Origin of the sequence: Aeromonas oralensis (assembly GCF_049665575.1) — a bacterium.
Taxonomy (GTDB): Bacteria; Pseudomonadota; Gammaproteobacteria; order Enterobacterales; family Aeromonadaceae; genus Aeromonas; species Aeromonas hydrophila.
Genome location: NZ_CP187186.1, coordinates 1,202,812 through 1,227,660 on the forward strand (window position 1 = coordinate 1,202,812; position 24,849 = coordinate 1,227,660).

The 24,849-nt window shown below is 62.0% G+C and carries 22 protein-coding genes and 1 riboswitch; of the genes, 9 read left to right on the top strand and 13 right to left on the bottom strand.

The window, feature by feature from the left end:
• Positions 1-53: 53 nt before the first annotated feature.
• Positions 54-269, bottom strand: a complete 216-nt coding sequence (locus tag ACPDZI_RS05885; RefSeq protein WP_016349931.1) for a DUF1107 domain-containing protein — start codon at positions 267-269, stop codon at positions 54-56.
• A gap of 188 nt (positions 270-457) precedes the next feature.
• On the opposite strand from ACPDZI_RS05885, the gene yfcD reads away from it, so the two are divergent.
• Positions 458-961 carry an NUDIX hydrolase YfcD gene (gene yfcD / locus ACPDZI_RS05890; protein ID WP_202011035.1) on the top strand — a complete coding sequence of 168 codons (504 nt, stop codon included), beginning with the start codon at positions 458-460 and terminating at the stop codon, positions 959-961.
• A gap of 60 nt (positions 962-1,021) precedes the next feature.
• Here the strand turns inward: yfcD and ACPDZI_RS05895 are convergent, their stop codons facing one another.
• Positions 1,022-1,948 carry a phenylacetate--CoA ligase family protein gene (locus tag ACPDZI_RS05895; RefSeq protein WP_207137154.1) on the bottom strand — a complete coding sequence of 309 codons (927 nt, stop codon included), beginning with the start codon at positions 1,946-1,948 and terminating at the stop codon, positions 1,022-1,024.
• Between the two features lie 126 nt (positions 1,949-2,074).
• On the opposite strand from ACPDZI_RS05895, the gene ACPDZI_RS05900 reads away from it, so the two are divergent.
• Entirely contained in the window at positions 2,075-2,548 is a 474-nt protein-coding gene (locus ACPDZI_RS05900; protein WP_187268172.1) for a peroxiredoxin, read from the top strand.
• A gap of 124 nt (positions 2,549-2,672) precedes the next feature.
• Positions 2,673-3,641, top strand: coding sequence for a calcium/sodium antiporter (locus ACPDZI_RS05905; RefSeq protein ID WP_207137156.1), 969 nt, complete (start codon positions 2,673-2,675; stop codon positions 3,639-3,641).
• 69 nt (positions 3,642-3,710) lie between these two features.
• Here ACPDZI_RS05905 and ACPDZI_RS05910 read toward each other — a convergent pair whose 3' ends face one another.
• Positions 3,711-4,862, bottom strand: a complete 1,152-nt coding sequence (locus ACPDZI_RS05910) for a type III PLP-dependent enzyme (RefSeq protein WP_011705184.1) — start codon at positions 4,860-4,862, stop codon at positions 3,711-3,713.
• A 497-nt stretch (positions 4,863-5,359) separates the two neighbouring features.
• Positions 5,360-5,470: riboswitch (glycine riboswitch) on the top strand.
• Positions 5,471-5,719: 249 nt separating this feature from the next.
• Between ACPDZI_RS05910 and ACPDZI_RS05915 the strand changes: the two genes are divergently transcribed.
• A complete protein-coding gene (locus ACPDZI_RS05915) occupies positions 5,720-7,096 on the top strand; it encodes an alanine/glycine:cation symporter family protein (RefSeq protein WP_263675816.1) in 1,377 nt (458 codons plus the stop codon).
• Positions 7,097-7,204: 108 nt separating this feature from the next.
• Here the strand turns inward: ACPDZI_RS05915 and ACPDZI_RS05920 are convergent, their stop codons facing one another.
• Both ACPDZI_RS05920 and ACPDZI_RS05925 read right to left on the bottom strand, forming a co-directional pair.
• Positions 7,205-7,906 carry a lipoyl protein ligase domain-containing protein gene (locus ACPDZI_RS05920; RefSeq protein WP_438834181.1) on the bottom strand — a complete coding sequence of 234 codons (702 nt, stop codon included), beginning with the start codon at positions 7,904-7,906 and terminating at the stop codon, positions 7,205-7,207.
• A 99-nt stretch (positions 7,907-8,005) separates the two neighbouring features.
• Positions 8,006-9,403, bottom strand: a complete 1,398-nt coding sequence (locus ACPDZI_RS05925) for a nucleobase:cation symporter-2 family protein (protein ID WP_029301526.1) — start codon at positions 9,401-9,403, stop codon at positions 8,006-8,008.
• 246 nt (positions 9,404-9,649) lie between these two features.
• Here ACPDZI_RS05925 and ACPDZI_RS05930 point away from each other — a divergent pair, with 246 nt between their 5' ends.
• Entirely contained in the window at positions 9,650-10,789 is a 1,140-nt protein-coding gene (locus tag ACPDZI_RS05930; RefSeq protein WP_077096198.1) for a GGDEF domain-containing protein, read from the top strand.
• A 34-nt stretch (positions 10,790-10,823) separates the two neighbouring features.
• Here the strand turns inward: ACPDZI_RS05930 and ACPDZI_RS05935 are convergent, their stop codons facing one another.
• Together ACPDZI_RS05935 and ACPDZI_RS05940 are read right to left on the bottom strand one after the other, a co-directional pair.
• Complete coding sequence (locus ACPDZI_RS05935) at positions 10,824-11,072, bottom strand: YciN family protein (RefSeq protein WP_077096197.1); 249 nt, start codon at positions 11,070-11,072, stop codon at positions 10,824-10,826.
• A gap of 139 nt (positions 11,073-11,211) precedes the next feature.
• Complete coding sequence (locus ACPDZI_RS05940; RefSeq protein WP_187268179.1) at positions 11,212-12,591, bottom strand: MATE family efflux transporter; 1,380 nt, start codon at positions 12,589-12,591, stop codon at positions 11,212-11,214.
• Between the two features lie 120 nt (positions 12,592-12,711).
• Between ACPDZI_RS05940 and ACPDZI_RS05945 the strand changes: the two genes are divergently transcribed.
• Both ACPDZI_RS05945 and ACPDZI_RS05950 read left to right on the top strand, forming a co-directional pair.
• Positions 12,712-13,569, top strand: coding sequence for a helix-turn-helix transcriptional regulator (locus ACPDZI_RS05945; protein WP_438834182.1), 858 nt, complete (start codon positions 12,712-12,714; stop codon positions 13,567-13,569).
• 69 nt (positions 13,570-13,638) lie between these two features.
• The gene (locus ACPDZI_RS05950; protein WP_438834183.1) at positions 13,639-15,333 is read left to right on the top strand and encodes an NAD-dependent malic enzyme; all 1,695 of its coding nucleotides are present in this window, start codon (positions 13,639-13,641) and stop codon (positions 15,331-15,333) included.
• Positions 15,334-15,473: 140 nt separating this feature from the next.
• Here ACPDZI_RS05950 and ACPDZI_RS05955 read toward each other — a convergent pair whose 3' ends face one another.
• The 4 genes from ACPDZI_RS05955 to ACPDZI_RS05970 form a co-directional block, all read right to left on the bottom strand.
• A complete protein-coding gene (locus ACPDZI_RS05955; RefSeq protein WP_146062248.1) occupies positions 15,474-16,529 on the bottom strand; it encodes an OmpA family protein in 1,056 nt (351 codons plus the stop codon).
• A 210-nt stretch (positions 16,530-16,739) separates the two neighbouring features.
• Positions 16,740-17,741 (bottom strand): porin OmpA, encoded by a 1,002-nt coding sequence (gene ompA / locus ACPDZI_RS05960; RefSeq protein WP_016349943.1) that lies wholly within the window; start codon positions 17,739-17,741, stop codon positions 16,740-16,742.
• 431 nt (positions 17,742-18,172) lie between these two features.
• Positions 18,173-19,207: an OmpA family protein gene (locus ACPDZI_RS05965; protein ID WP_011705194.1), complete on the bottom strand. Its 1,035-nt coding sequence runs from the start codon at positions 19,205-19,207 to the stop codon at positions 18,173-18,175.
• 309 nt (positions 19,208-19,516) lie between these two features.
• Entirely contained in the window at positions 19,517-20,113 is a 597-nt protein-coding gene (locus tag ACPDZI_RS05970; RefSeq protein ID WP_438834184.1) for a hypothetical protein, read from the bottom strand.
• A 258-nt stretch (positions 20,114-20,371) separates the two neighbouring features.
• Between ACPDZI_RS05970 and ACPDZI_RS05975 the strand changes: the two genes are divergently transcribed.
• Positions 20,372-20,638, top strand: a complete 267-nt coding sequence (locus ACPDZI_RS05975; protein WP_005298604.1) for a helix-turn-helix domain-containing protein — start codon at positions 20,372-20,374, stop codon at positions 20,636-20,638.
• Between the two features lie 205 nt (positions 20,639-20,843).
• The gene (locus tag ACPDZI_RS05980) at positions 20,844-22,205 is read left to right on the top strand and encodes a sodium-dependent transporter (RefSeq protein ID WP_438834185.1); all 1,362 of its coding nucleotides are present in this window, start codon (positions 20,844-20,846) and stop codon (positions 22,203-22,205) included.
• An 87-nt stretch (positions 22,206-22,292) separates the two neighbouring features.
• On the opposite strand, the gene ACPDZI_RS05985 is transcribed toward ACPDZI_RS05980, so the two are convergent.
• Positions 22,293-23,159 (bottom strand): patatin-like phospholipase family protein, encoded by an 867-nt coding sequence (locus ACPDZI_RS05985; protein WP_011705198.1) that lies wholly within the window; start codon positions 23,157-23,159, stop codon positions 22,293-22,295.
• 33 nt (positions 23,160-23,192) lie between these two features.
• Positions 23,193-24,746, bottom strand: a complete 1,554-nt coding sequence (locus tag ACPDZI_RS05990; protein WP_438834186.1) for a sensor domain-containing diguanylate cyclase — start codon at positions 24,744-24,746, stop codon at positions 23,193-23,195.
• Positions 24,747-24,849: the final 103 nt, after the last annotated feature.

The following is a 24,849-nucleotide window of genomic DNA, read 5'->3' on the forward strand; positions in this document are numbered from 1 at the left end:
GCGGGCAAAGACGTGCATGGACGCAGACTACAAAACAGAAAGGACTATGGAAGTTACCCCAACAGCAGGGTGGTATGACGCAGGCCGCGAACCTCCAGATTGATCTGCCGGGCCAGACTCAGGGTCTGACGGCAGGTCAGGCTCTCTAGATTGATCTCGCCGCCGCTGAACTCGAACCGCCCGTGGGCCTCCACCATGAAGCTGCCGTGATGGAAGCTCTTGATGTAGCGGGCAATCTGGCGGGGAGACAAGTTCTTGAACACCTTCATCACAAAACACCTGTTGCGTGGACAGGGCACACTATGGCGTTGCCAGGTGACACGGATGTGACAGTTTGTGGAGGTTTGTATGAATCCGCTTTGTCTTCTGCCCGCACTGGCCGTCCATGGGAGGCGGGAGTGAAAAAAGGCTGCCATGACAAGCCGTTGCCCCGATATACTGCGGGCAGTTTAACGCCATGAACAAGAAGGGTCTGCGTGTGGAATGGGTGGATGTGGTGGATGGAAACAATCAGGTGGTCGGGGTTGCCGAGCGTGCCAAGGTGCGGCGGGAGAACCTCTGCCACCGTGCCAGCTATATCCTGGTGCTCGACGAGGCTGACCGCATCCTGGTGCAGCGCCGCACCCTCAGCAAGGACTTCTGCCCCGGCATGCTGGATGCCTGCGCCGGCGGTGTGGTCACCACGGGCGAGCAGATGGAGCCCTCCGCTCGCCGCGAGCTGGCCGAGGAGCTGGGGATCCGCGATGTGCCGCTGCAGGCATTCGGTGACTTCTATGCCGAAGGGGAGGGGTATCGGGTCTGGGGCGGTCTCTTCAGTTGCCGCTATCAGGGGCCGCTGCAACTGCAGGCCGAAGAGGTGAGCGAGGTGTGCTGGATGAGCCAAGTGGAGATCGCCGCGCGGGCCGCCGAATTTACCCCCGACTCCCTGCTCGCCATCGCCACCTGGCAGGCGCGGCGCTGACGCGTACCCAGCATGTAAAACGGGCAGCCAGTGGCTGCCCGTTTTGTTTCAGGGGGGATGTTAGACCAGCCTGAGTCGGCGGTTGGTGCGCCCGCACGGACTGGCGCCGGCGAGCCAGTGGCCCTGCCACTCGGTGATCAGACGCAGCAGCGGGTATTCCAGATCGAGCCGGGTCACCACCAGCTGACCGACGCCATCGCCGATGACCGGCTCGCCGCTGGCCAGATCGATGATCTCGATGATGTAGTTCTCGTTGACGATGAAGCCTTGGCCGGGCTGGCTCTCATAGGCGATCACCCCCGCATCCTGCAGCAACAGGCAGTTGAGCGCCCGGATACCGTGCACCGCCTGCAGCGGCCGGGTATCGGGGTGGGAGGATTCGCACAGCAGGGCGCAGCGCAGGCTGTTGCTCGGTACCTCGGCTCGCTCTGCCGCCTCCAGCAGATCCAGCAGCACCGCCAGCGGCCCGACGAAGCCGGTCGGCTCATAGCGCTGCAGTGCCTCCAGCTGGCGCCCGGTATCGTGGGGGCCGCAGGGCACCACGGGGGCACCCAGCTGGCGGGCGCCGTTGTCGAAGATGAAGGCGGTGGGGCTGATGTGGTAGTCGTGGCCGTTGAGCAATACCTCCCCGGCCTTGAAACCGGCAGCGAACAGGGCGCGTGCCGCCCCCCACCAGTCGGCACCGGCGTACTCGGGAATGGCCAGCTGACCCGGGCAGGCAAAGACCCGCAACGCCTGGCTGGCGGGGCGGCCGGTGAGGCCGGCAAAGGGCGGGTGAGCCTGCTGGGCGGCGAACAGTTCGCTGGCATTGAGCAGGGGCAGGCTGGTCAGCTCGCCCAGATCCTGCAGGCGACGCTGGCGGTAGGCACTGGAATAACCGGCGCAATACTGGCCGACATGGGTAAGCAGGTGATTGACTTGATCCAGTTGTTGCTGCTCTCGCAAGGCGGAGGGGCGAATTTCCAGTCCATCGTAATAGTGCTGCATGAGGCCTCCTTGGTCGGCTGATCCTGCTCAAGGTTAGTCCAAAAGGCGGACGGGATCGGGGTCTGTGTCACATGGCGGGAGTGGGGTAGACTGGAGCCCCTGCCATCCAGTTGAGGACGAGAGATCATGATAGCGATTGGCCAAGCCCTGCCTGCGGGCGAATTCACCTTCATCACCGCCGAGGGCAAGCAGCAGCGGGATAGCCAAAGCCTGTTTGGCGGCAAGCGGGTGGTGCTGTTTGCGGTGCCCGGCGCCTTTACCCCCACTTGCTCCAACGCCCACCTGCCCGGCTATGTGGTGCTGGCGGACGAGTTCAAGGAGAAGGGGGTCGATACCATCTGCTGTCTGTCGGTCAACGACGCCTTCGTGATGAAGGCGTGGCAGGATGCCCAGAACGCCGAGGCCATCACCATGCTGGCCGATGGCGACGGCAGCTGGACCCGGGCACTGGGTTTGGCCAAGGAGACCGGGACCTTTGGTGGCGTGCGTGCCCAGCGCTTTGCCCTCATAGCCAACGATGGCGTGGTCGAGCAGCTGTTCGTGGAGGCGCCCGGCAAGTTCGAGGTGTCGGATGCCCAGAGCCTGCTGGCGGCGCTGTGAAATATCAATCGGTGTTTGATTACACCTTGAAATAGCAAGCGGCCTCGTTACACTGAGGCCGCGTTTGGATGGAGCCAGGCAACTTGCCTGGCTCTCGTGTTTGCCGTGGATGAGATAGAACAATATGACCCTGGCTTTTGTTGCCCTGATTGCCGGACTGGCGCTGCTGGTCTGGAGTGCTGATAAGTTTGTCGATGGCGCCGCCGCCACCGCCCGTTACGCCGGCATGCCGCCGCTGCTGATCGGCATGGTGATCATCGGCTTTGGTACTTCGGCCCCCGAGATGGTGGTCTCGGCGCTGGCGGCCTCCCAGGGCAACCCCGGCCTCGCGCTCGGCAACGCCTATGGCTCCAACATCACCAATATCGCCCTGATCCTGGGGCTGACCGCCCTGATCAGCCCCATCGCGGTGGCCTCCCAGGTGGTGCGCAAGGAGATCCCCATACTGCTCGGCATCACCCTGCTCTCCGGCGCCCTGCTGCTGGACGGTCATCTGGACCGCACGGACGCCGTCATCCTTGGCGTGGTGTTCGTCGGCCTCATGGGCTGGTCGATCCGGGCCGGCATGCGCGGCAAGGGGGATGCGCTGGATGCGGAAACCGAGGAGAGCATCGACAGCGAGGGGATGTCCCTCAAGGCGGCCATCGGCTGGCTCATCATCGGACTGGTGTTGCTGATTGCGGCCTCCCGCCTGCTGGTGTGGGGGGCGGTGACCATAGCCCAGGCGCTCGGCATCAGCGATCTGGTGATTGGCCTCACCATCGTCGCCGTCGGCACCTCGCTGCCGGAGCTCGCCTCGTCCCTCATCGCCATTCGCAAGAACGAGCACGATCTGGCCCTTGGCAACGTGCTCGGCTCCAACCTGTTCAACACCCTGGCGGTGGTGGGGATCGCGGCGGGGATCCACCCGCTCGACGTGGCACCGGAAGTGCTCTCCCGCGACTGGAGCGTGATGATGGGGCTGACTCTGTTGCTGCTGGTGATGTGCCTGGGCCGCAAGGGGCTGGGGCGGATCAACCGGCTGGAGGGGGGCCTGCTGCTCGCCTGCTTCGTCGCCTACACCGGCTGGTTGCTTGCCAGCCAGTTTATCTAGCCGTTTGAGCTGGATGAAACGAAAGAGGGGAAGCCATGGCTTCCCCTCTTTGCATTCTGTTGATGGCGCTTAAGCGACTGCCACCAGCTTCTGTCCCTTCTGGCTGCTGTCCAGAATGAGGATGCTCGCCTTGGGGAAGAAGTTGAAGGTGGAGGCCGAGGCCCAGGTGTAGGCCCCCATCACCCGGCCCACCACCAGCTCGCCGATGGCCAGATCCGGCAGCATGATGCCGTCACGGATCACGTCCACGCTGTCGCAGGTGGGGCCGGAGAGCACCGAGTTGTGCAGTTCGCCGCGAGCCAGCGGGGTGCTCACCGGATAGGTGACGTGATCGTAGAGCTGGCCGTTGTAGCTGCCGTAGAGACCGTCATCCAGGTAGTACCAGATCTTGTCGCCGCGATGGGCCTTGCCCATCACGCTGGAGACCGAGGTCATGGCCGGCGCGCTGATGAAGCGGCCCGGCTCGGCAATCTTCTGCACGGTGGCGGGCAGCTTGGCCAGCGCCTCGCGGATCGGCGCGCAGAAGCCGTCGATGTCGAACTCACCGCCCTCATAATCCACCGGGAAGCCACCGCCGATATCCAGTACCCAGGGCTTGAGACCGAGCTCCCAGGCCTGCTCCATGATCTCGCGGCAGGCGTCGATGGCCTGCACGTGGCGACGGGCGTGGGGCACCTGGGAGCCGACGTGGAACGACAGCCCCATCACCTTGATGCCCTTGGCGTGGGCCAGTTGCAGCAGCGGCAGCGCCTGCTCCGGGGTGCAGCCGAACTTCTTGGAGAGATCGACCTTGGTCTCGGGGTTGGGGAAGCTGACCCGCAGCAGCAGTTTCACTTCGTCCTTGTAGGGGATGAACTTCTCCAGCTCCAGTGGGTTGTCGTAGACAAACACGGTGCAGCCGTACTCCAGCGCATAGCGGATGTCGCTGTCGCGCTTGATGGGATGGGTATGAATGCAGCGTCCCGGGCGGACACCCTGACTGCGCACCAGATCCACTTCGCCATTGGTGGCCAGGTCGAAACAGGCCCCCTCTTCCTTCAAGACAGAGACCACTGCCTCGTGGGGCAGGGGCTTGAGTGCATAGTGCAATCGTACATCGGGCAGGGCGGCCGCCAGGGCCCGATACTGTTTGCGGACGGCTGCCTTGTCGAGCAGCAGCAGGGGGGAGCCGAACTGTTCAACCAGCTGACGGTAATCTTGTGCTACCAGGGTCTCGTTCATTCTCTTTTGGTCATCCTTAGGGGGCGTGATATGCCCAAGCCATATGGGGTTGAACCGGCGACGGCCGGCTCAGGCGAGCGGTCCGGAGGGACCAACCAGGCACATTGCATAACTCCATTACAAAGTGCTTAGTTATGCGCGGGATTATCGGCTTATTGCGTTTGTGCGCAACCCTTTTGATTGGATATGTCGGCAAGTTTTTCTGGTCGAGACGAAATATCATCTTGATATGGCGGCCGTATCGGCTAGTGAAGCTGGGCCATCTGTGGCAAGTGGGAATAACTTATTGATAGTTAACGAACAAATAACAGATGGTTCGGTACGAAAAAAAACGGCGGCCGGGGTGGCCGAGTGGGAGACAGCTCACACTTTTTGGATTACCATGCCCGCTTCCTAATCCAAACTAGTTCGGATGAAGGTAGCAGGAGAGCGATGGGCAACCATCCACCGAAGAAGTGAATCTTTCAGGTACCGGGCAACCGGTGTGGACTGCTACTGGACGATACTCTGGAGAGTCCCGTTGAATCGGGCGCCGAAGGAGCAAGGCACCGTGATTGCATCGCAATCTGGCGCCGGAAACTCTCAGGCAAAAGGACAGAGGGGATGGGATGGTTGTACCTGAGCTTGGAACTGTTCACGATCTGTAGCGAGAGGTCGTCAGCAAGGCAAAGAGCAGCGCAGGAACCGGAGTGTATGTAAATACATGAGGCTTCCGAGCCGCGCATGAGCCTTGATCACGGCCTCGTAGCAAGAGTGTGAACACGTTCTTTGCCTGCATCCGATCGCCTTTGGGGATCGCGACACCTATGGGAAGATCATCCTTCTCCTCCTTAATTTCTGTTTCTTAAGGAGGATGCATGTCATCAATTCAATCGGCGCTCGCCGCCATCGATAGCTTTATCTGGGGTCCACCCCTGCTGATCCTGCTGGTCGGGACCGGTATCTACCTTACCCTGCGTCTGGGTCTGCTTCAGGTGGTGCGCTTGCCGCTCGCCCTGCGGCTGGTCTTTGGCCGCGATCAGGGTCAGGGCAAGCAGGGGGATGTCTCCAGCTTCGGCGCCCTGTGCACTGCCCTCTCCGCCACCATCGGCACCGGCAACATCGTCGGGGTGGCCACCGCCATCAAGCTGGGGGGCCCGGGCGCCCTGTTCTGGATGTGGATGGCCGCCCTGTTCGGCATGGCCACCAAGTACGCCGAGTGCCTGCTGGCGGTGAAATATCGCCAGCAGGACGCCAACGGCCAGATGGCTGGCGGCCCCATGTACTATCTGGAGAAGGGGCTCGGCTCCAGGCCGCTGGCCAAGCTGTTTGCCCTGTTCGGCATCGGCGTCGCCTTCTTCGGCATCGGCACCTTCCCGCAGGTCAATGCCATCAGTGACGCCATGAGCCTCTCCTTCTCGGTACCCCGTGAAGTGACCGCCGTGGTGCTGACCCTGATCGTGGCGCTGGTGACCCTGGGGGGCATCCAGTCCATCTCCAGCGTGTCGAGCAAGGTGGTGCCCTTCATGGCCATCTTCTACATCGTCGCCTGTCTGGGTGTGCTGGTGAACAATGCCGCTGCCCTGCCGGAGGCGATCGCCCTGGTGATCGGGAGCGCCTTCACCGGCCATGCGGCTACCGGCGGCTTCGTCGGCGCCGGCATCATGCTGGCGATCCAGTCCGGGGTGGCGCGCGGGGTCTTCTCCAACGAGTCGGGGCTGGGCTCGGCCCCCATCGCGGCGGCGGCGGCCAAGACCGATTCGTGTGTGGAGCAGGGGCTGGTCTCCATGACCGGTACCTTCATCGACACCATCATCATCTGCACCATGACCGGCCTGACGCTGGTGGTGACCGGGGTGTGGAGCGGCGATGCGAGCGGCGCGGCCATGACCAGTCTGGCCTTTGCCCAGGGGCTTGATGCCCATGTCGGCCAGTATCTGGTGAGCATCGGCCTGTTGTTCTTCGCCTTTACCACCATCCTTGGCTGGAACTACTACGGCGAGCGCTGCACCGAGTACCTGTTCGGGGTGAAGGCAATCAAACCCTACCGTCTCATCTATCTGGTGCTGGTGGCGAGCGGTGCCTTCCTGCATCTGGATCTGATCTGGCTGTTGGCCGACATCGTCAACGGCCTGATGGCGGTGCCCAACCTCATCGGTCTCATCGGCCTGCGCCACGTGGTGATTGCCGAGACCCGTGCCTACTTCAGCCGGGACCGGGATGCGGAGTCCGAGCCTGAGCCGCAGACGGCCTGATGCCGCAACCATCCATTCCAACGAAAAGCCACGACCCGGGTCGTGGCTTTTTTATGGGTGTTTTTGATGAGGGGGCCGGTTGTGGTGCCCGGCAGCAGGGCGCTGGGTTCACTCCTGGGTCAGCAGTGCGGTGAGTCGGGTTCGCACCCTCTCCACCAGCTCGTCCTCGCTCTCTTGCCAAGCGATGGCTTGCGCGATGGTGGTGGAGGTGCTGGGGAGAAAGCGCAGCTCGCCGCCCGCCAGCTCGTAGAAGCGGCTCGCCATCCGGGTGTCTTCGTCCACGTTGCCGGCCACCAGCAGCATGGCCTGGGCCAGTACGGCACCACTGTGATCCTGGCCCGGTGCCAGCCAGCGCTGGGCAGTGCCGGTCACCTTGCGACCCCCGATCACCAGATTGTACTGGCCATCGCAAAACGAGCCGGGCACGAAGTCATAGCTGCCCTCAAGACCATATTCCCCCAGCAGGGCGAGCAGCGGCGCCCCCAGCAGCCGGTAGTAGTGAGCCAGATCCGTGGTGGTGCGAGGCAGCATGAGCGACAGATTGAGGGTGCCGGCGCCATGGGGCACGGCGGTGCCGCCGCTGTCGCGCACATGCACGGGCCAGCCCTCGGCGGCAAGCTGCTCGCAGGCGGCCTGGTAGCGGGGCAAACGGGCGTCCTTGCGGGTGACGATAAGGCATTGGGGCGCCTGCCAGAGGTGGGCGCGGGGCTGGAGGTCATGGGCACACTCTCGCAGCCAGCGCTGCTCCTCGGCCAGGATCTGATCCGGGGTGTGGCTGCTGGGCAGGGGGGAAAGCAGGGTATAGGGCATGAAAGGCATCCTGAGCAGAGGCTGCCCAGCACACTACCCGTGGCAGCGAAGGAGGTAAAGCCCCGCATGGCGGGGCTTTGGTGCAAGGATGGCGGAGTGTCAGGCCTGTGCGGCGGCGCGCTTGGGCAGCAGCAGGTTCATGATGATGGCGGTGAGGCCGCCGGTGGCGACGCCGTAGGAGAGCACGCTCTTGGCCAGATCCGGCAGGTGCTGCAGCACTTCCGGCACCTGTGCCACTCCGAGGCCCATGGCTAGCGATACCGCCAGGATCATCAGGGCGCGGCGGTCGAGCTCCTCGCGGGAGATGATGCGTACGCCAGCGGCGGCGATGGTGCCGAACATGACGATGGTGGCGCCCCCCAGCACGGGCTCGGGGATCTGCTGCACCAGGCTCGCCACCGCCGGGAATAGGCCGAGCAGCGCGAGCATGGCGGCGATGAACAGGCCGACGTGACGGCTGGCCACCCCGGTCAGCTGGATGACGCCGTTGTTCTGGGCGAAGGTGGACATGGGGAAGGTGGAGAAGACCGCCGCCAGCATGGAGTTGGCACCATCGGCCAGCACGCCGCCCTTGATCCGCTCCATGTAGACCGGCCCTTCCAGCGGCTCGCCGGAGATGTCGGAGGTGGCGGTCATGTCGCCGATGGCCTCGAGCGCCGTCACCACGAAGATGATGGCGAGCGGCACGAACAGCTGCCAGTCAAAGCCGAGCCCGTAGTGGAGCGGGATCGGCACCATCAGCAGCGGGCCGTCGAAGGTGGGGACGTTGACCTTGCCCAGCAGCAGCGCCACCGCATAGCCCACCAGCATGGCGATCATGATGGCGGAGAGGCGCAGCCAGGGGTTGCGGCTGCGCTGCAGCAGCACGATGAGACCGAGCACCAGCAGGGAGAGGAAGAGGTTGGTGTGGCTGGCGAAGCTGCCATCCGACAGGGCGCCGTAGCCGCCCCCCATGCTGATGAGGCCCACCTTGATGAGGGTCAGGCCGATCAGCAACACCACTATGCCGGTGACCAGCGGGGTGATGATCCGTTTGACCAGGTGCAGGAAGCGGCTCATCACCACTATGGTCAGGGCTGCTGCCAGCATGGTGCCGAACAGGGTGCCCAGCAGATCCTCGGTGGGCATGGCCGCCTGCTTGAGGGCGAGGCCGGAGGCGATGATGGGGCCGAGGAAGTTGAAGCTGGTGCCCTGTACCGAGAGCAGGCCGGAACCGAGGGGGCCGAAGCGGCGGGTCTGGATGAAGGAGGCAATGCCGGACATGACCAGCGACATGGAGACGATATAGCGGGTGTCGGCGGCAGGGAGGCCGAGGGCGTTGGCAATGATGAGAGGGGGAGTGATGATGGCGACAAACATGGCAAGCATATGCTGCAGGGCGGCGAACAGGGTCTGGGGCAGGGGCGGGACATCCTCTATGCCGTAGACCAGTTCGCTGTGGGCTCGCCTGGGTGGATGGGCCTCTCGGGTTGCGCGTACGGCGGCAGCCTGTTCCATAAATACCTCGAATGTGTGGGGGAGGGGGCAGAAAATTGGGCGCTATTTTAGTGATTGAGAACGGGCTGACCAGCGCTAATTCGGGTTGCAACGGGTTTATTTTTTGATGGGTTGAAACGTTTGCGCGTGGCGATTATGATCCGCCGGTTTGTGTGACGACGCTCGCCCGGAAATGGGACCGGTTGCATAGGATTTTGCCGCCGCACGGCGTAGAATGAGCCCTCTGTTGCGATTTGGAGGCTCTGGATGCTGAAGCTGTCGGAGTTCTGGAGTGCCCGTGCCCACTCCGAAGATTTTACCCTGACCCGCATGGGCTTTATGACGGTGCGTCTTCGGCTGCTCACCTGTCTGTTGATGGTGGGCCTGCCCGCCTGGGCGGTGGTGGACTGGCTGACCTTGCCCTCCGCCCAGTTCGATGAACTGCTTCAGGCCCGGATCTTCTGTCTGCTTGCTCTCTCCCCGCTCATCCCCTTCTCCTACCTCATCCATTTCAGACGCGAACGCATGAAGCTGGCGCTCGGCTACCTGATGGCGGTGATGATGCTCTTCTCCCTCATCTGCCTGCACAGCTTCGGCGCGGATCAAGAGCTGCAGGCGGGCTACATGGCGTTCCCCTACCTGCTCATCAGCCTGTTTGCCATCTTCCCCATTCCGCTCTCCCTCGGCCTGCAGCTGGCGGGGGGCATTCTGGTCACCATGCTGGCCGGCAACTGGCTGCTGGTGGGGCAGCCGCTCTGGAGCGTGCAGACCCTCAACCAGATCTGGCTGCTGGGGCTGTTTGCCCTGGCCAGCAGCTGGGTGCAGTGCGGCCAGCTCAACATGCTGCTGCAGCTCTACCGGGAGTCCACCACCGACGAGCTGACCGGCATGATGAACCGCCGCCTGCTGATGAAACAGCTGGAGAAGGCGAGGATGAGCATGATCCGCAAGCAGGCGCCGTTCGCGGTGCTGTTGCTGGATCTGGACCGCTTCAAGCGCATCAACGACACCTTCGGCCATCTGGCGGGGGATGCGGTGCTCAAGGAGGTGGCGGCGACCCTGGCGGAGCAGCTGGAGCCCGGCATGGTGCTGGGCCGCTACGGCGGTGAGGAGTTTGCCATCCTGCTGCCCAACTGCGCCGAGCTGGCCCAGGCCAAGCGGGTGGCCGAACGGCTGCGGGTGGCGGTGGAGGCGCGGCTGGTGAAAAGCCCCACCTCCGACGAGCTGCTGGAGGTGACGGTGAGTATCGGCCTGACCCTGGCCCTGCGTGGCGAGGGGGTGGAGGATCTGCTCAACCGGGCCGACGAGTGTCTCTACATGGCCAAGATGGCCGGGCGCAACTGCGTGGTGGGGGAGCTGGGTGGCAAGCAGGCTCTGCCTGCCGTCATACAGACAGATGCCGCCTGAGGGCGGCATCTTGCTTGAGCGGGGTTGAGCGGGCTCAGCCCAGTTGGTACTTGCCGGAGAGCTGCTGGGCCAGCAGCTTGAACATGTTGAACACCGCCATGGTCTTGCCGGTCGGGGTGCCATCTTCGGCCAGGAAGAACTCCCCCTTGAACACCAGGATCTCCCCCTTCTGCTCCACCGAATCGGCACGCATGCCGTGGATGAAGTCTTCGTGTTCCTTGATGATCTTGTTGGCTATCTCCAGCAGGGCAGTCTCGGTGATCAGCTCTTTTTGTGGTTGCATGCTCGTCTCCTTAAACGACTACTGGGCAGGGGGCATAAGGGTCGGCCCTGCCTCTGATTGAAGAGGGGGTCAGCATACTGCAAAGCGGGATTTTCTGTCATTGATATGACCCCGCATTTTCCCGCTTTGCTCTCTTCCCTTATCCCAGCACCAGATTGCGCAGCCAGCGGCGCTGGCGGATGCGGCGCTGCACCAGCAACACCTTGCTGAGCTCTTCCAGCAACACCACCGCCACCACCCAGGAGAGGGGCCAGCCGAGCAGGTTGACCGCCCCCCAGGCGAGTGGCAGGCCGATGCACCACATGCCGACGATGTCGATGAAGATGCTGTAGTTCACATCCCCGCCCGAGCGCAGCACCCCTATGATGCCCACCATGTTGAACACCTTGAGCAGCATGCCCAGACACATGATGGCGAGCACCTGGCCGGCTTCCGTCATCAGCTCGCCCGGCAGGTTGCCGACCCACTGCAGCAGGTGGGTCTGCAGCAGCCAGACCGCGATCCCCACCAGCAGGGCACCGATGGGGGCGAGCAGCAGGAAGAGCTGAGAGTGTTGCCAGGCAATCTCGTACTCTTCCGCCCCGAGCCGGTGGCCGAGCAGGGTGGAGCAGGCCACCGCCAGCCCGAAGAAGAGGGAGATGAGGATGCTCTCCAGCGTGCCAAGGGTGGTCATGATGGCCAGCGAGTCGGTGCCAAGGTGCGCGTAAAGAAAGCCGTAGAGCAGCATGCCGAAGGCCCAGAGCCCGTCGTGGAACAAGAGCGGCAGGGCGATCAGGGTGAAGCGCACCACCTCCTTGCGCTTGAAGGCGGCCAGCCAGTCATCTTTTTGCGGGATCAGGCGCGCCTCGTAGCGTCTCACGTAGAGCAGCAGCAGGGTCGTTTGCAGCAGCCGGGAAAGGGTGGTGCCCCAGGCCGAGCCGGCCACCCCCATCGCCTCGAAGCCGAAATGGCCGAAGATGAGGGCGTAGTTGAGGATGACGTTGGCGATGATGGCGATGATGCCGATGCGGGTGGGGGCGGCGGCATTGCCGACCGAGCGCAGCGCCGACTCCAGCGGCACCACCACGGCGGTGCAGAGGATGGTGGCACCGGTGATCATCAGAAACTGATCGGCCAGCTCGCGCAGCGCGGGCTCCTGGCTGGCAAAGCCGAGCACGCTGCCCGGTGAGAGCACGTAGACCAGGGCAAACGGCAGGCTCACCAGCAGGGCCCCCACCAGCGCCAGCGCCAGCGAGCGGCGCACCCCGGCCATCTCGCCACGACCGTAATACTGTGCCGCCAACACCGAGACCCCGCCCGAGAGTCCCGCTATCACCAGCAGATTGAAGAAGAAGACCCGGTTACCCAAGCCGACCGCCGCCACAGCCGTGGTGCCAAGCTGGCTCACCATCATGATGTCGATGAGGCCGAGCAGGGAGAACATCATGGATTGCAGCGAGACCGGCAGGGCCAGCCGCCACAATCGGGTCATGAACTCACGATCGGTGGTTTGTTTTAAAATCGCTTGCCAATAATTCATTTATGTTAACCGGGTAGATAAAAAGCAAGGTTTGTCATGGGTATGATAGGGGGAGTGGCGGGCGGCTTCACTGTGAGCCTCTCTCGGCTTTCTTGTGTCAAACTATCCTGTTGAGGTGTTATGCCGTTTGTCAGCGAGTGTCTGGAAATTGCCCCGGCCTGCGAGGAGCGAATGCTAGGGCGCGAAGGGCTGCCGCTGCTGGGCGAGGCGGGCATCTTCCTGACCGGGCTCTCGAGCATCCGCGATCACTACCTGATCCGTCGCAACCGGCCGGAGTTCCACATCCTGATGGTGAGCCACGACGAGGGGGGCGCCCTGCTCACCGATGGCGGCGAGCAGCCCATTCCGGCCGGTTCGCTCATCTTCCTGCCGGCGGCTGTGCCCGGTGGTCTCAAGCTGGTGGGGGGGCAGTGGCGCACCAGCTGGATCCTGCTGGATGACGTGCCGCGCTGGCAGCACCTGCACCGGCTCGGCCACCGTATTTGGCAGGGGGAGGAGGGGGAGCAACTCTATCACCTGCTCAGCCTGATGCAGGGGGAGGGCACTCGTTCACCGCTGCAGCCCCAACTGCTGAGCCTGCTGCTGGCGCTCTTGGAGCGCACCCTGCAGGGGGAGGTGCGTGGCACGCCGGAGCTGCGCCTGCAGGCGCTGTTTCGCCGGGTGGAGGCGCGCCTCGACGAGCCCTGGAGCGTGGCCCAGCTCGCCGACCAGATGGCCTGCTCGGTGCCTCATCTGCACCGCCTCTGTCAGCAGCACTTTGGCATGGGGCCGATGGCAAGGGTGACCGAGCTCAGAATGAACAAGGCGCGCCAGTTGCTGCTTTATACCAATTGGCCGCTCAGCGAGCTGGCCGCCCGGGTCGGTTATAGCGATGGCGCCAACTTTGCCAACTCGTTTCGACGCCTGACTGGTCAGACCCCGGGGGCATTTCGTCGACTCGGTCGCAAACCTTTTGCAACGGATATGCAAACTCTTTGAAATTAATGACACAAGCCCCTAGGATCGGCGGATTCCTGCGTCTAGCTAACCGTTTAGGTATCAAGATCCATGTTTGAAGATAATAACCAGAAACGTCCTCTCTACATTCCCTACGCCGGTCCCGCCCTGCTGGAGACCCCGCTGCTCAACAAGGGCAGCGCCTTCACCAGCGAAGAGCGCAGCAACTTCAACCTCGAGGGGCTGCTGCCCCAGAATATCGAGACCATCGAAGAGCAGGCCGAGCGTGCCTATCGCCAGTTCATGGCGTTTGGCAACGACATGGACAAGCACATCTATCTGCGCAACATCCAGGACACCAACGAGACGCTGTTCTACCGGCTGCTGCACAACCATCTGACCGAGATGCTGCCCATCATCTACACCCCGACCGTCGGCAAGGCGTGCGAGGAGTTCTCCAACATCTATCGCCGCGCCCGTGGTCTGTTCATCTCCTATCCGGACAAGGATAGGATCGATGACATGCTGCAAAACGCCACCAAGCAGAACGTCAAGGTGATCGTGGTCACCGACGGCGAGCGGATCCTGGGTCTGGGTGACCAAGGGATCGGCGGCATGGGCATTCCCATCGGCAAGCTGTCGCTTTACACCGCCTGTGGCGGCATCTCGCCCGCCTACTGCCTGCCGGTGGTGCTGGACGTGGGCACCAACAACCAGCAGTTGCTGAACGACCCCTTCTACATGGGCTGGCGCAATCCGCGCATCTCCGGTGAAGAGTATGCCGAGTTCGTCGATGCCTTCATTCAGGCGGTCAAGCGCCGCTGGCCCGATATCCTGCTGCAGTTCGAGGACTTCGCCCAGAACAATGCCATGCCGCTGCTCAACCGCTACAAGAACGAGCTCTGCTGCTTCAACGACGACATTCAGGGTACCGCGGCGGTGACCCTGGGCAGCCTGATCGCCGCCTGCAAGGCCTCCGGCGCCAAGCTCTCCGAGAAGCGGGTTGCCTTCCTCGGGGCGGGCAGCGCGGGCTGCGGCATCGCCGAGCAGATCGTGGCGCAGATGAAGGCCGAAGGGCTGACCGATGCCCAGGCACGCAGCCGGGTCTTTATGGTGGACCGCTTCGGTCTTATCACCGACAAGATCCCCAACCAGCTCGACTTTCAGCGCCGCCTCTCCCAGCCGGTGGAGCGCATTGCCGACTGGCCGGTGGGGGACAACATCTCCCTGCTGGAGGTGATGGAGCACGGTCGCCCGGACATTCTGATCGGGGTCTCCGGCCAGCCGGGGCTGTTTACCGAAGAGGTGGTCAAGACTATGCACAAGCACTGTGCCCGTCCCATCATCTTCCCGCTCTCCAACCCCACCTCCCGGGTCGAAGCGACGCCGGCAGACCTCATCCGCTGGACCGACGGTCAGGCGCTGGTGGCCACCGGCAGCCCGTTTGCACCGGTGGAGTACAAGGGCAAGCGCTACGTCATCGCCCAGTGCAACAACTCCTTCATCTTCCCGGGGATCGGCCTTGGCGTCATCGCCTCCGGCGCCACCCGGGTGACCGACGCCATGCTGATGTCGGCCAGCCGTGCGCTGGCGGAGTGCTCTCCACTGGTGAAGGGGGAGGAGGGCTCCTTGCTGCCGGATCTGGCGGACATACACCAGGTCTCCCGTTACATTGCCAAGATGGTGGCCAAGACCGCCATGCTGCAGGGCAAGGCGGTACAGACCCCGGACGAGGTGATCGATCAATCCATCGAGGCCAACTTCTGGCGCCCCGAGTATCGTCGCTATCGCCGTACCTCCTTCTGATTTCGGCGGGAAGACGCAAAGCAAAAGGGATGCCTCGGCATCCCTTTTTTGTACATCGCGTTGTGGGTGGGCTTGCTCTCCACCTGTTGTTATCTGCACCTCTTCACACGTCTGGCACTGTGCTCTCTTCGTGGCTGGAATTACTGCTCGGCCGGGGCGGCGGCGGCCTCAGGGGCACCCTGAGTGCCGGTGACCCTGATTTCTACTCGGCGATCCGGTGCCAGGCAGTCGATGAGGGCGGCCCTGGCCTTGATGGCATCACACTGGCTGCCGGTGACCGGGTTGCTCTCGCCATTGCCCTGGATGCTCACCTTGTCAGCGGGCAGCCCCTTGCCGATCAGGAAGTTGGCGACCGTGCTGGCGCGGGCCTCCGACAGCGCCTGGTTGTTGGCATCCGACCCGATACGGTCGGTATAGCCCATCACCACGGCACTGCCATCCTTGGGCTTGACGTCGGCTATTTGCTGATAGAGCGACTCCAGCGCTTGCATCCCCTCCGGTTTCAGCTCCGCCTTGCCAAACGCAAACAGCACGTCCGAACTCAGGTTGAAGGTCTGATCCACCGGCTCGGGAGCGGGCGGTGGTGGGGGAACGACCATGGGCGCGGGGGCCGGCTCAACCGGTTTGCTGCGGTTGGGATGGATCACCAGCTCCAGAGTGGCGGTGCTGATGTCGCTGACCCAGCGTTGGGTACCGCTGCCTACCTTGTCATTGTCGGGATCGTCGCCGACCCGGACCATGTAGCGGTAGCGGGCCTGGATATCGACCCAGTCGTGCAGCTTGGCGGTGAGGCCGAGGCCGGCCAGCGGAGCCAGGTTGTTGTCGCCGCCGTTGATGGACTTGACGTGGTAGACATAACCGCCGCCCTCGGCGAACACCGAGAAGATATCCCCCAGCGGCAGTCGACCAATCACCGACAGGGTGGCGCCCTGGCTGCTGAAGTCGTTGCCCTGCACGTCCCAGTCACCGGTCGACAGGTAGCCGAGCTCGGCCCCCAGATTTTCGGTGAAGTTGTAGCCGCCGAACAGAGAGAGCGCGGTGGCGTCCTTGCTCGCATCCTTGCCAAAGTCACCCAGATCGTGAGCGATGGCCCAGCCACCCCCCACCCCGGCGTACCAGTCGTTGTCCGGCGCCGCCTGTGCGCCCGTGGCTGCCAGTGCCAGTGCAATCCAAACAGGTTTTACTCTTATGTTCATCGCGTATCCTCGTCGATGTCTGGTGTAGTAGGGCGCAAGCCCTGTTGTGTACAACCACCACTATTTATAGGCGATGCAGGTTTTTTAACCACTTAGGTGGTATCGAGGATGGCAATGAGCGGGATCTGCTGGTCAGCCGAGGTGTTCAGGGTGAGCGCCAGGCAATAAAAAAGGAGGCCAGATGGCCTCCTTTTCGGTCACCAAGGTGACTTACTGGGTGACTTGCTGTACGCCGGTGACGCGCACTTCTACGCGGCGATCCGGGGCCAGGCAGGCGATCAGCTGGGCCTTGGCCTTGATGCCGTTGCACTGGGTGCCAGTGACCGGGTTGGCTTCGCCACGACCTTCGATGGCTACCTTGCCGGCAGGCAGACCCTTGCCGACCAGGAAGTCGGCCACGGTACGGGCGCGGGCTTCAGACAGCTTCAGGTTGTAGGCATCGGAGCCGATGCGGTCGGTGTAACCGACGACCACGGCGCTGCCATCTTTCGGCTGTACGTCGACGATCTGCTGATACAGGGTGTTCAGGGCAGCCACGCCTTCCGGTTTCAGGGTGGATTTGCCGAAGGCAAACAGCACGTCTGAACTCAGGGCGAAGTTTTTGTCGACCACGACCGGCTCAGGAACCGGCTCGGGAGCCGGGGCTGCTACCGGTGCCACGTAAGTGGAGCGGTTCGGGTGCATCACCAGTTCCAGGGTGGCCACGCTCATGTTGGTTTCCCAGGTCTTCTGCTCGTCACCCAGGTTCCACATGTAGCGGTAACGGGCCTGCAGATCGATCAGATCAGAGAGCTTGGCGGTCACGCCCAGACCGGCAAGCGGCGCGGTACCGTTGTCGCTGCTGCCGTTGCCGTTGACGTGGTTGAAGTAGGCGCCGCCTTCTGCAAACACGGAGAAGATGTCGCCGAGCGGCAGACGAGCCAGACCGGACAGGGTTGCGCCCTGGGTCTTGAAGTCAACGCCATCGACGCCACCCTTGCCGGCGTAGAGATAACCCAGCTCGGCGCCGAAGTTATCGTTGAAGTTGTAGCCGCCAAACAGGGAGAGCGCGGTGGCATCCTTGTCGGCATCTTTGCCAAAGTCGTTCAGGTCGTGGCCATAAGCCCAACCAGCACCGATACCTGTGTACCAGTCGTTGGCAGCCTGAGCGGTGGAAGTCCCCATGGCCGCGATGGCCAGAGCAATCAGGGCGGGTGCCATTTTCATTTTCATCGTTTTATCCTCGTTGAGTTTGCCGTGCTAGGGCGTACTGCGCACTCTTCAGTTATACCGGTCACAAGTGACAATTCAGCTGTGACCTCCATGGTGAACCACGGTTGGCCTGAATGAAAAAAGAGATGGTTCCTGGATACTCACGAAGCCTTGGCTCCATGGACAACTAACCGGGCCGGAAGCACTTTTAATAGTTCATCCAATGCCTTACAAGCGGAGTTACTGTATTCTTTTGACTCGTGTTGATCAAGTTTCTGTACAGATATCCAGCGCTGGCGCGGCTCTGCACGAAGTAGCAGAAAGCCGGAAGAGGGAAATGATTTGACAGAAAGTGACGCGCCTTGCTGTGTTTTTGGTCAGTTGGTGGCGGGGAGACAAACAAAAGGGGATGCCGTGGCATCCCCTTTTCGCATCATCTGAACGGAGTCAGATTACTTCTGAACTTCTTGTACGCCGGATACGCGAACTTCAACGCGACGGTCCGGAGCCAGGCAGGAGATCAGCTGAGCTTTGGCTTTCACGCCGTTGCACTTGGTGCCGGTAACCGGGTTGGCTTCACCACGACCTTCAACAGCAACTTTGCTGGCGGCCATGCCTTTGCTGACCAGGAAGTTGGCAACAGTGCGAGCGCGGGCTTCGGACAGCTTCTGGTTGTAAGCGTCGGAACCGATGCGGTCGGTGTAACCAACGACAACAGCGTTGCCATCTTTCGGCTGGAATTCAACGATTTGCTGGTACAGACCGTTCAGGGCAGCAACGCCTTCCGGCTTCAGGCTGTCTTTGCCAAAGGCAAACAGCACGTCGGAGTTCAGGGCGAAGTTCTTCTCGACAACTTGCGGAGCCGGAGCCGGCGCTTCTTCAACAACAGGGGCCGGAGCCGGGGCTACGTAGGAAGTGCGGAACGGGTGGTAAACGGCTTCCAGGGTCGCAACGCTCTGGTTGGACTTGTAGCGTACGTCGTCCGGGGCATCGCCTGCGTGCAGGTCAGCCACGTCCCACATGTAGCGGTAACGAGCTTGCAGATCCAGCGCGTCGTTAACCTTGTAGGTCACGCCCAGGCCGGCCAGCGGGGATACTTTGGTGTCGCTGGTGCCCAGACCATCGGTGTGAGCCCAGTAGGCGCCGCCTTCAGCGAAGGCAGAGAAGTCGCCGCCCAGCGGCAGACGAGCGATACCGGACAGGGTGGCACCCTGGTTCTCGTAACGCAGACCGTCGGTGTTGCCGCGGCCAGCGTACTGGTAGCCGAACTCGGTACCGAAGTTTTCGGTGAAGTTGTAACCGACGAAGGCGTTGGCAGCAGCAGCGTCTTCAGTACCAGCGTAACCGCCACCACCGATCTTGTTCAGACCGTTGAAGTGGGCAGCACCGGCACCGGCACCGAAGTAGATGTCGTCAGCGGCGTGAGCTGCAGTTGCACCCATGGCAGCCATGGCGATGGCGATCAGGGAAGGAGCCATTTTCATCATAAAAAAATCCTCGTTGAGATGGCACGTTGTTCACGTGCTTCGCACTTTTTAATTTATGTAAGCTGCAGGCTCTGCCGAACAACAGCGTTGAGTCTGGCAGGGATCCCGGATCCATCCGGGAGGCACACATTCCTGGTGCACAAGCGAGCGGGTGGCAGTGTTAAGCAATGCCTTCAACCCTTCACGAACAGCCGATGTCATTCCGATGACGTGGCGCACTCTATGCCGATTTCAAAACATGATCAAGCTCACACATAATCCATATGGCAAATTGTGTCGTGTGGATAACTGGCTGTTTATCCAAATTAATTAGTGATCCAAATAGGCTCGGTGCAGTCTCTTCTCGAGTTTCATATAGGCCTGAACCCAGTCAGATTGCGCCATGGCGGGAAATTCCCTCGCCTGGAACACGGCCAGGTAATCGGCCTCGGTTGCTTCGCACAGTAAGGGTGTAAAACTGCACAAAAAATGACGGGCCAGGTAGGGATCGAGCGGCCAGATGTTGAGGATGGCCCGCGCCACAGGCTGTACCGCAGCTGAACAGCAGAAATGCAGGTGGCCTGCTTCGAGCCAGTTTGCCATCTCGGCCAGCCCTTTGACGGGGACCAGTCCGCCATCGCCCGGCTCTTTGGCCAGCGCCAGATGCTGGCCATTGCCAAGCAGCAGGGTGCCATCTTCCTGCATGACGCCGTCGTGACTGCGCAATGGCAGCCCGGTTGCGGGCTGCTCAAGAAACAGGCTGCTCTTGTCATCGAGCGCAGCCAAAACTGCTGTCGCCTGATCGTGCAGCGCTGTGGGCAACCAGAAGGCTTCGGCACGAGTCTGCTGGCCTTGCTGCAGTTGACGAGCGAGTTCTGCGGGGGAGGTGACTGGGTGTAAACAGGAGATTATGCCGGGAAGCGCCATGAGTTCTTACTCTTAAGGGATAGCCGGCGAATTATACGAGTTATTCCTGTGGCAACAATAAAGGTTTCTTTTCGAGACTGTTTACCTGAGGCGGTTGAGCGATTACCATCCCCGATGTTTGCAAGGGTTGTCGTCGAAAGACGCTGATTAAAGATAGAGGCTCGACCATAACGAGTCCGTTCAAAACTGATACACTTGACTACGAGTCGTCGCGAAAAATAAAGGTGGAGTCAATCCGCCGTACGGAGTATGGAACACATGAATTCAAATATCGTAACTGTTGGCAAGAAGATCCGTCAGATCCGTGAAGCGGTCGGCCTGAGCCGTCCCAAGTTTGCAGATCTGCTGGGCGTTCCCCCGACCACCCTGAAGAACTACGAACTGGGTTATCGTGAAGTTGGTGGCGCCTTCCTGGTGGCACTGGCTCATCACCCGGAACTGCACAAGTTCACCCTCTGGCTGCTGGCTGACAAAAAAGTCGCCGAAATCGGTCAGATCGGCCCGGACGATATTGCCAAGGCTTGATTTGATTGAGCTTTGACAAAAATGCCGCCATCGAGGCGGCATTTTTTTATCCATCAAACAACCCACGAAATTAATTAAATTTGGCTAATTGTGCTCTCACCAAGGCTTTTCACGAAAATACCTTGGCAAGCCGGATTAATCCTCAGAAAATTCTGACCGCTAAAATTAGCGGTATCCCTCGCATGATGCGCACAGTGAGACAAGCATGAGTCAAATCACCCCCAAGGCCAGAGATGGCTTTACCAGCAAATTCGGCGTCCTTGCCGCCACCCTGGGCTCAGCCGTCGGGCTGGGAAATATCTGGAAGTTTCCCTACCTGACGGGCGAAAACGGCGGCGCCGGTTTCCTGCTGGTCTATGTCATCGCGACGCTGCTGGTCGGTCTGCCGGTGATGATCTCCGAGATCATGCTGGGGCGCAAAGGCAAGTCCGATGCCGTCACCACCCTCAGCAAGCTGGCCCCCAAGGGGCAGCCCTGGTGGTTGATTGCGGCCATGGGGGTGTTGGCTGCCTTCCTTATCATGTCCTTCTATTCCGAAGTGGCTGCCTGGGTCTTTGCCTACATCTTCAAGGCCGTGGACGGCTCCATCCTGTCGATCGATCCCAAGGTGACCGGGGCGGCCTTCGGAGCGCTGATAAGCGACCCACTGCAGAGCCTGCTCTGGCAGTGGCTGGTGCTGGCCCTGATGGGTGGCATCCTGCTGATGGGGGTCTCCAAGGGGATCGAGGCGGTGACCAAGAAGCTGATGCCGGTGCTCTTTATCCTGTTGCTTGTTATCGGCATCCGCAGCCTGACCCTGCCGGGTGCGAGCCAGGGGCTGCATTTTCTGTTCTCACCGGATTTTTCCAAGATAACGGCCGGGGTGGTGCTGACCGCCATGGGGCTGGCCTTCTTCAAGCTCTCCATCGGCATGGGTTGCATGATGACCTATGGCAGCTACTTTCGGGATGATCAGAACATCCCGCTGACCACTTTCCGGGTGATGTGTGCCGACCTGTTCGTCTCCATGCTGGCCGGCATCGCCATCTTCCCGGCGGTGTTCGCCTTCGGTTTTGAGCCCACCGCCGGTCCCTCCCTGCTGTTCATCACCATTCCGGCGGTCTTCGCCAGCATTCCGTTCGGTCACCTGTTCATGGTGCTGTTCTTCGTGCTCTCCGCCATCGCCGCCACCGGCGCCATGCTCTCCATTCTGGAAGTGCCGGTCTCGGTGGTGTCAGAGCGATTTCGCATGAGCCGCCCCAGGGCGACCCTGCTCAACCTGTTGGTGCTGGGGGCGGTGGGGTCGACCTGTGCGCTCTCCAACAGCTCGCTGGCGGAGGTTCATATCGCCGGCAAGACCTTCTTCGACCTGTTCGATTTCGTCTCCTCCAACGTATTGATGCCCCTTGGCGGCATCTTCCTCTGCCTGTTCGTGGGCTGGGTGTGGGGCTTCGAGCGAATGAAGGAGGCGCTGACCAACGGCGGTGAACTGGAGCTGGCGATCCTCAAACCTCTGTTCTTCATCATTCGTTACGTGTCGCCGCTGTTGATCCTGATCGTGATGCTCAAAGGGTTGGGGCTGTTCTAGCCAGCAAGGTTGGGCTCACAGTTTCCACAGCAAAAGAGCGCCATAAGGCGCTCTTTTTGTTGGGGAGGACGAATCTGGTGAACCGTACTAGAGCACACCGAGGCGGCCGAGTTCATCCTTGAGCTGGTCGAGGTTGCGCTCGACGCAGGCTTCGCCCTCGTTGATGGCGTCGCTGGCGCGGTGGAAATCCATGATGGAGAAGCTGCCAAGGCGCGGGCAGAGCTGGATCTCGGGCGGGTCGCCGGCCATCCGGGCGCGGGTGATGCGCTCCTGCATGATGTTGATGGAGCCGGTCATCACGCTCCACATGCCCGGTGTGTTGGGGCTGTCGCCCCGGTTGAACCACTGGCTGAAGCGGTTGCCGCCACTCGGTTCATCCGGCTCGTCGGTCCAGGGCTGGTGCATGTCGGCGTTGAGGTTGACGGCGATCACCACCTCGGCCCCCATGGCGCGGGCCAGCGAGATGGGCACCGGATTGACCACGGCGCCGTCCACCAGCCAGCGATCCTCGACCCGGGTCGGGGTCAGGATGCCGGGCATGCCGCAGGAGGCACGCACGCACTGGCGCAGCGGCCCCTGCTGCAGCCAGATCTCGCGGCCGGTGTCGAGCTCGGTGGCGACGCAGGCAAAGGGGAGCGGCAGCGTTTCGATGGCGGGATCGCCTAGGTGGTTGGCGGCGATGCCGAACACCTTCTCGCCGCGAAACAGGCCGCCGGAGAGGGCCGGATCGAGCAGGCTGACCACCTGCAAGCGGCTGAAGCCGCGCACCCAGCTCTCCAGCTTGTCCAGTTCACCGGCGGCATAGGCGGCGCCGACAAAGCTGCCGATGGAGCATCCCGCCACCAGATCCGGTTTGACGCCGAGTCGCTCCAGCGCCCGTATGATGCCGATGTGTGCCCATCCACGGGCCGCGCCGCTGCCAAGAGCCAGTCCCACACGGGGTTTTCGTGCCACTTTGTCTCTCCAGGAGTGAGTGAGAAAGCCAGCTTACCCGCAGTTGCCGACGCCGTCATCCTGCCAGCGTTCGCTGCGATTGCGACCGTTGGCCTTGGCCTGATAGAGCGCCACGTCGGCCCGCCGAATGGCCTCCTGCAACTGGGTATCGGTAGTGCTGTGGTGGTAACCCAGGCTGACGGTCACCGCCAGGGCCGGCGCCAGCTCCTGCCAGGGGTGGCGGGCGATGCGCAGACGCAGCTGCTCGGCCAGCTGGTCGAGTGGTTCGCCCCCTTTGGCCGCCAGCAGCAGAAACTCCTCGCCGCCCCAGCGGATCAGGGCGTCTTCCCGCCGCAGGTGCTGCTGGCACAGGCGCACCAGCTGGATCAGCACCTGATCGCCCACCTCGTGACCAAAGCGGTCGTTGACCTGCTTGAAGTGATCGCAGTCGAACATGATCACCCCGACGCTGCCCCCGCGCTGCTGATGGCGGCGCTCAAACTCGTCGAAGTAGTGGCGGTTGAAGGCACCGGTCAGGGCATCGTGGCGAGAGAGGTAGTCGAGCTGCCGGTTCAGGCGGCGGGACTTGAGATTGGCAAGCACGGCCCAGGCCATGAAGAACAGGGCGATCAGGGTCGGGGCGGACTGGCAGAGCAGGGCCCACAGCAGCGAGGATAGGGGGATGCGGTGAAGCAGGGTGAGCTCGGTGTCAGGAATGTCGTACTGGAACTGAAAGGCCCCCTGCTGCCAGTGGTAGCCATCCCGAGCCTTTGACGGCTTTGGGACCAGCCCCTCCTCCTGTGCGTTGCTGGCCAGGATCTGCTGATGCTGGTTGATCAGAAACAGGCAGCCGATACCTGGGGTGGATTCGCGCAGCAGCTGCTTCAGCCGGGAGAGCAGCACATCGATGCTGATGACCCCCACCAGCACCTGATCCTTCACGATGGGCTGTGACAAGGTGATCATCTGGCCCGCGCCGGCAAAGTCCTCGTAGGGGCGCGAGACGGTGGCGCGCAGGCTCTTCTCCTTCTGCTTCAGGGCATCCTGCCAGTAGGACTTGAGATAGATGTTGCGCCGAAAGTGAAACTGGCTGGTGGGAACCCAGGGGTAGAGGTAGATGAAGTCATCGACCCCGGTGAAGTAGATCCAGCCAACCTTGTCCCCCAGCAGCTTGCTGGCGGTGGATAGCAGGGGGGAGAGGCTCAGCGCCAGGTGCAGCCTGGCGGCGCGTGGGCTGCCGGGGGCTGGCAGCGGTCCCAGCCCGGTCAGGTTGCCGCTGAGCCCCTTGGGCAGGTTGGCGGGCACCCGATCCAGCGCAAAGCCCTGGTCGCCATTCTCCCGCAGGGCGCCGTAGAGCTGCTGGGTGAGGGCGGATTGCGGGTTGCTGCGCAGCCGCTCTTCTGCCTGACCGCGCATGGCCTCGAGAAAGGTTTCCATCTGCTGAAACTGGGATTTCAAGCGGGAGGCGGTGCTGAGGGTATCGCTCTGATAATGGTCGGTGACCTGGGTCAGGGTCAGCTTGAGAGTGATGGCCAGCAGCAGGGCGACGAAGGCGCAGAGCAGCCATTGCAGACGATAGGTAACAAAATGAGATCTGGGTTCAGGCATAGGCGTTAGGCGGGATCCGGACAGGTTCGGAGCATCAGTTTAGGGCACAATCGTGAAGCCCGTCTTCTGCTACTGCTATTTCAATCAAATATCGCCGTTTCTG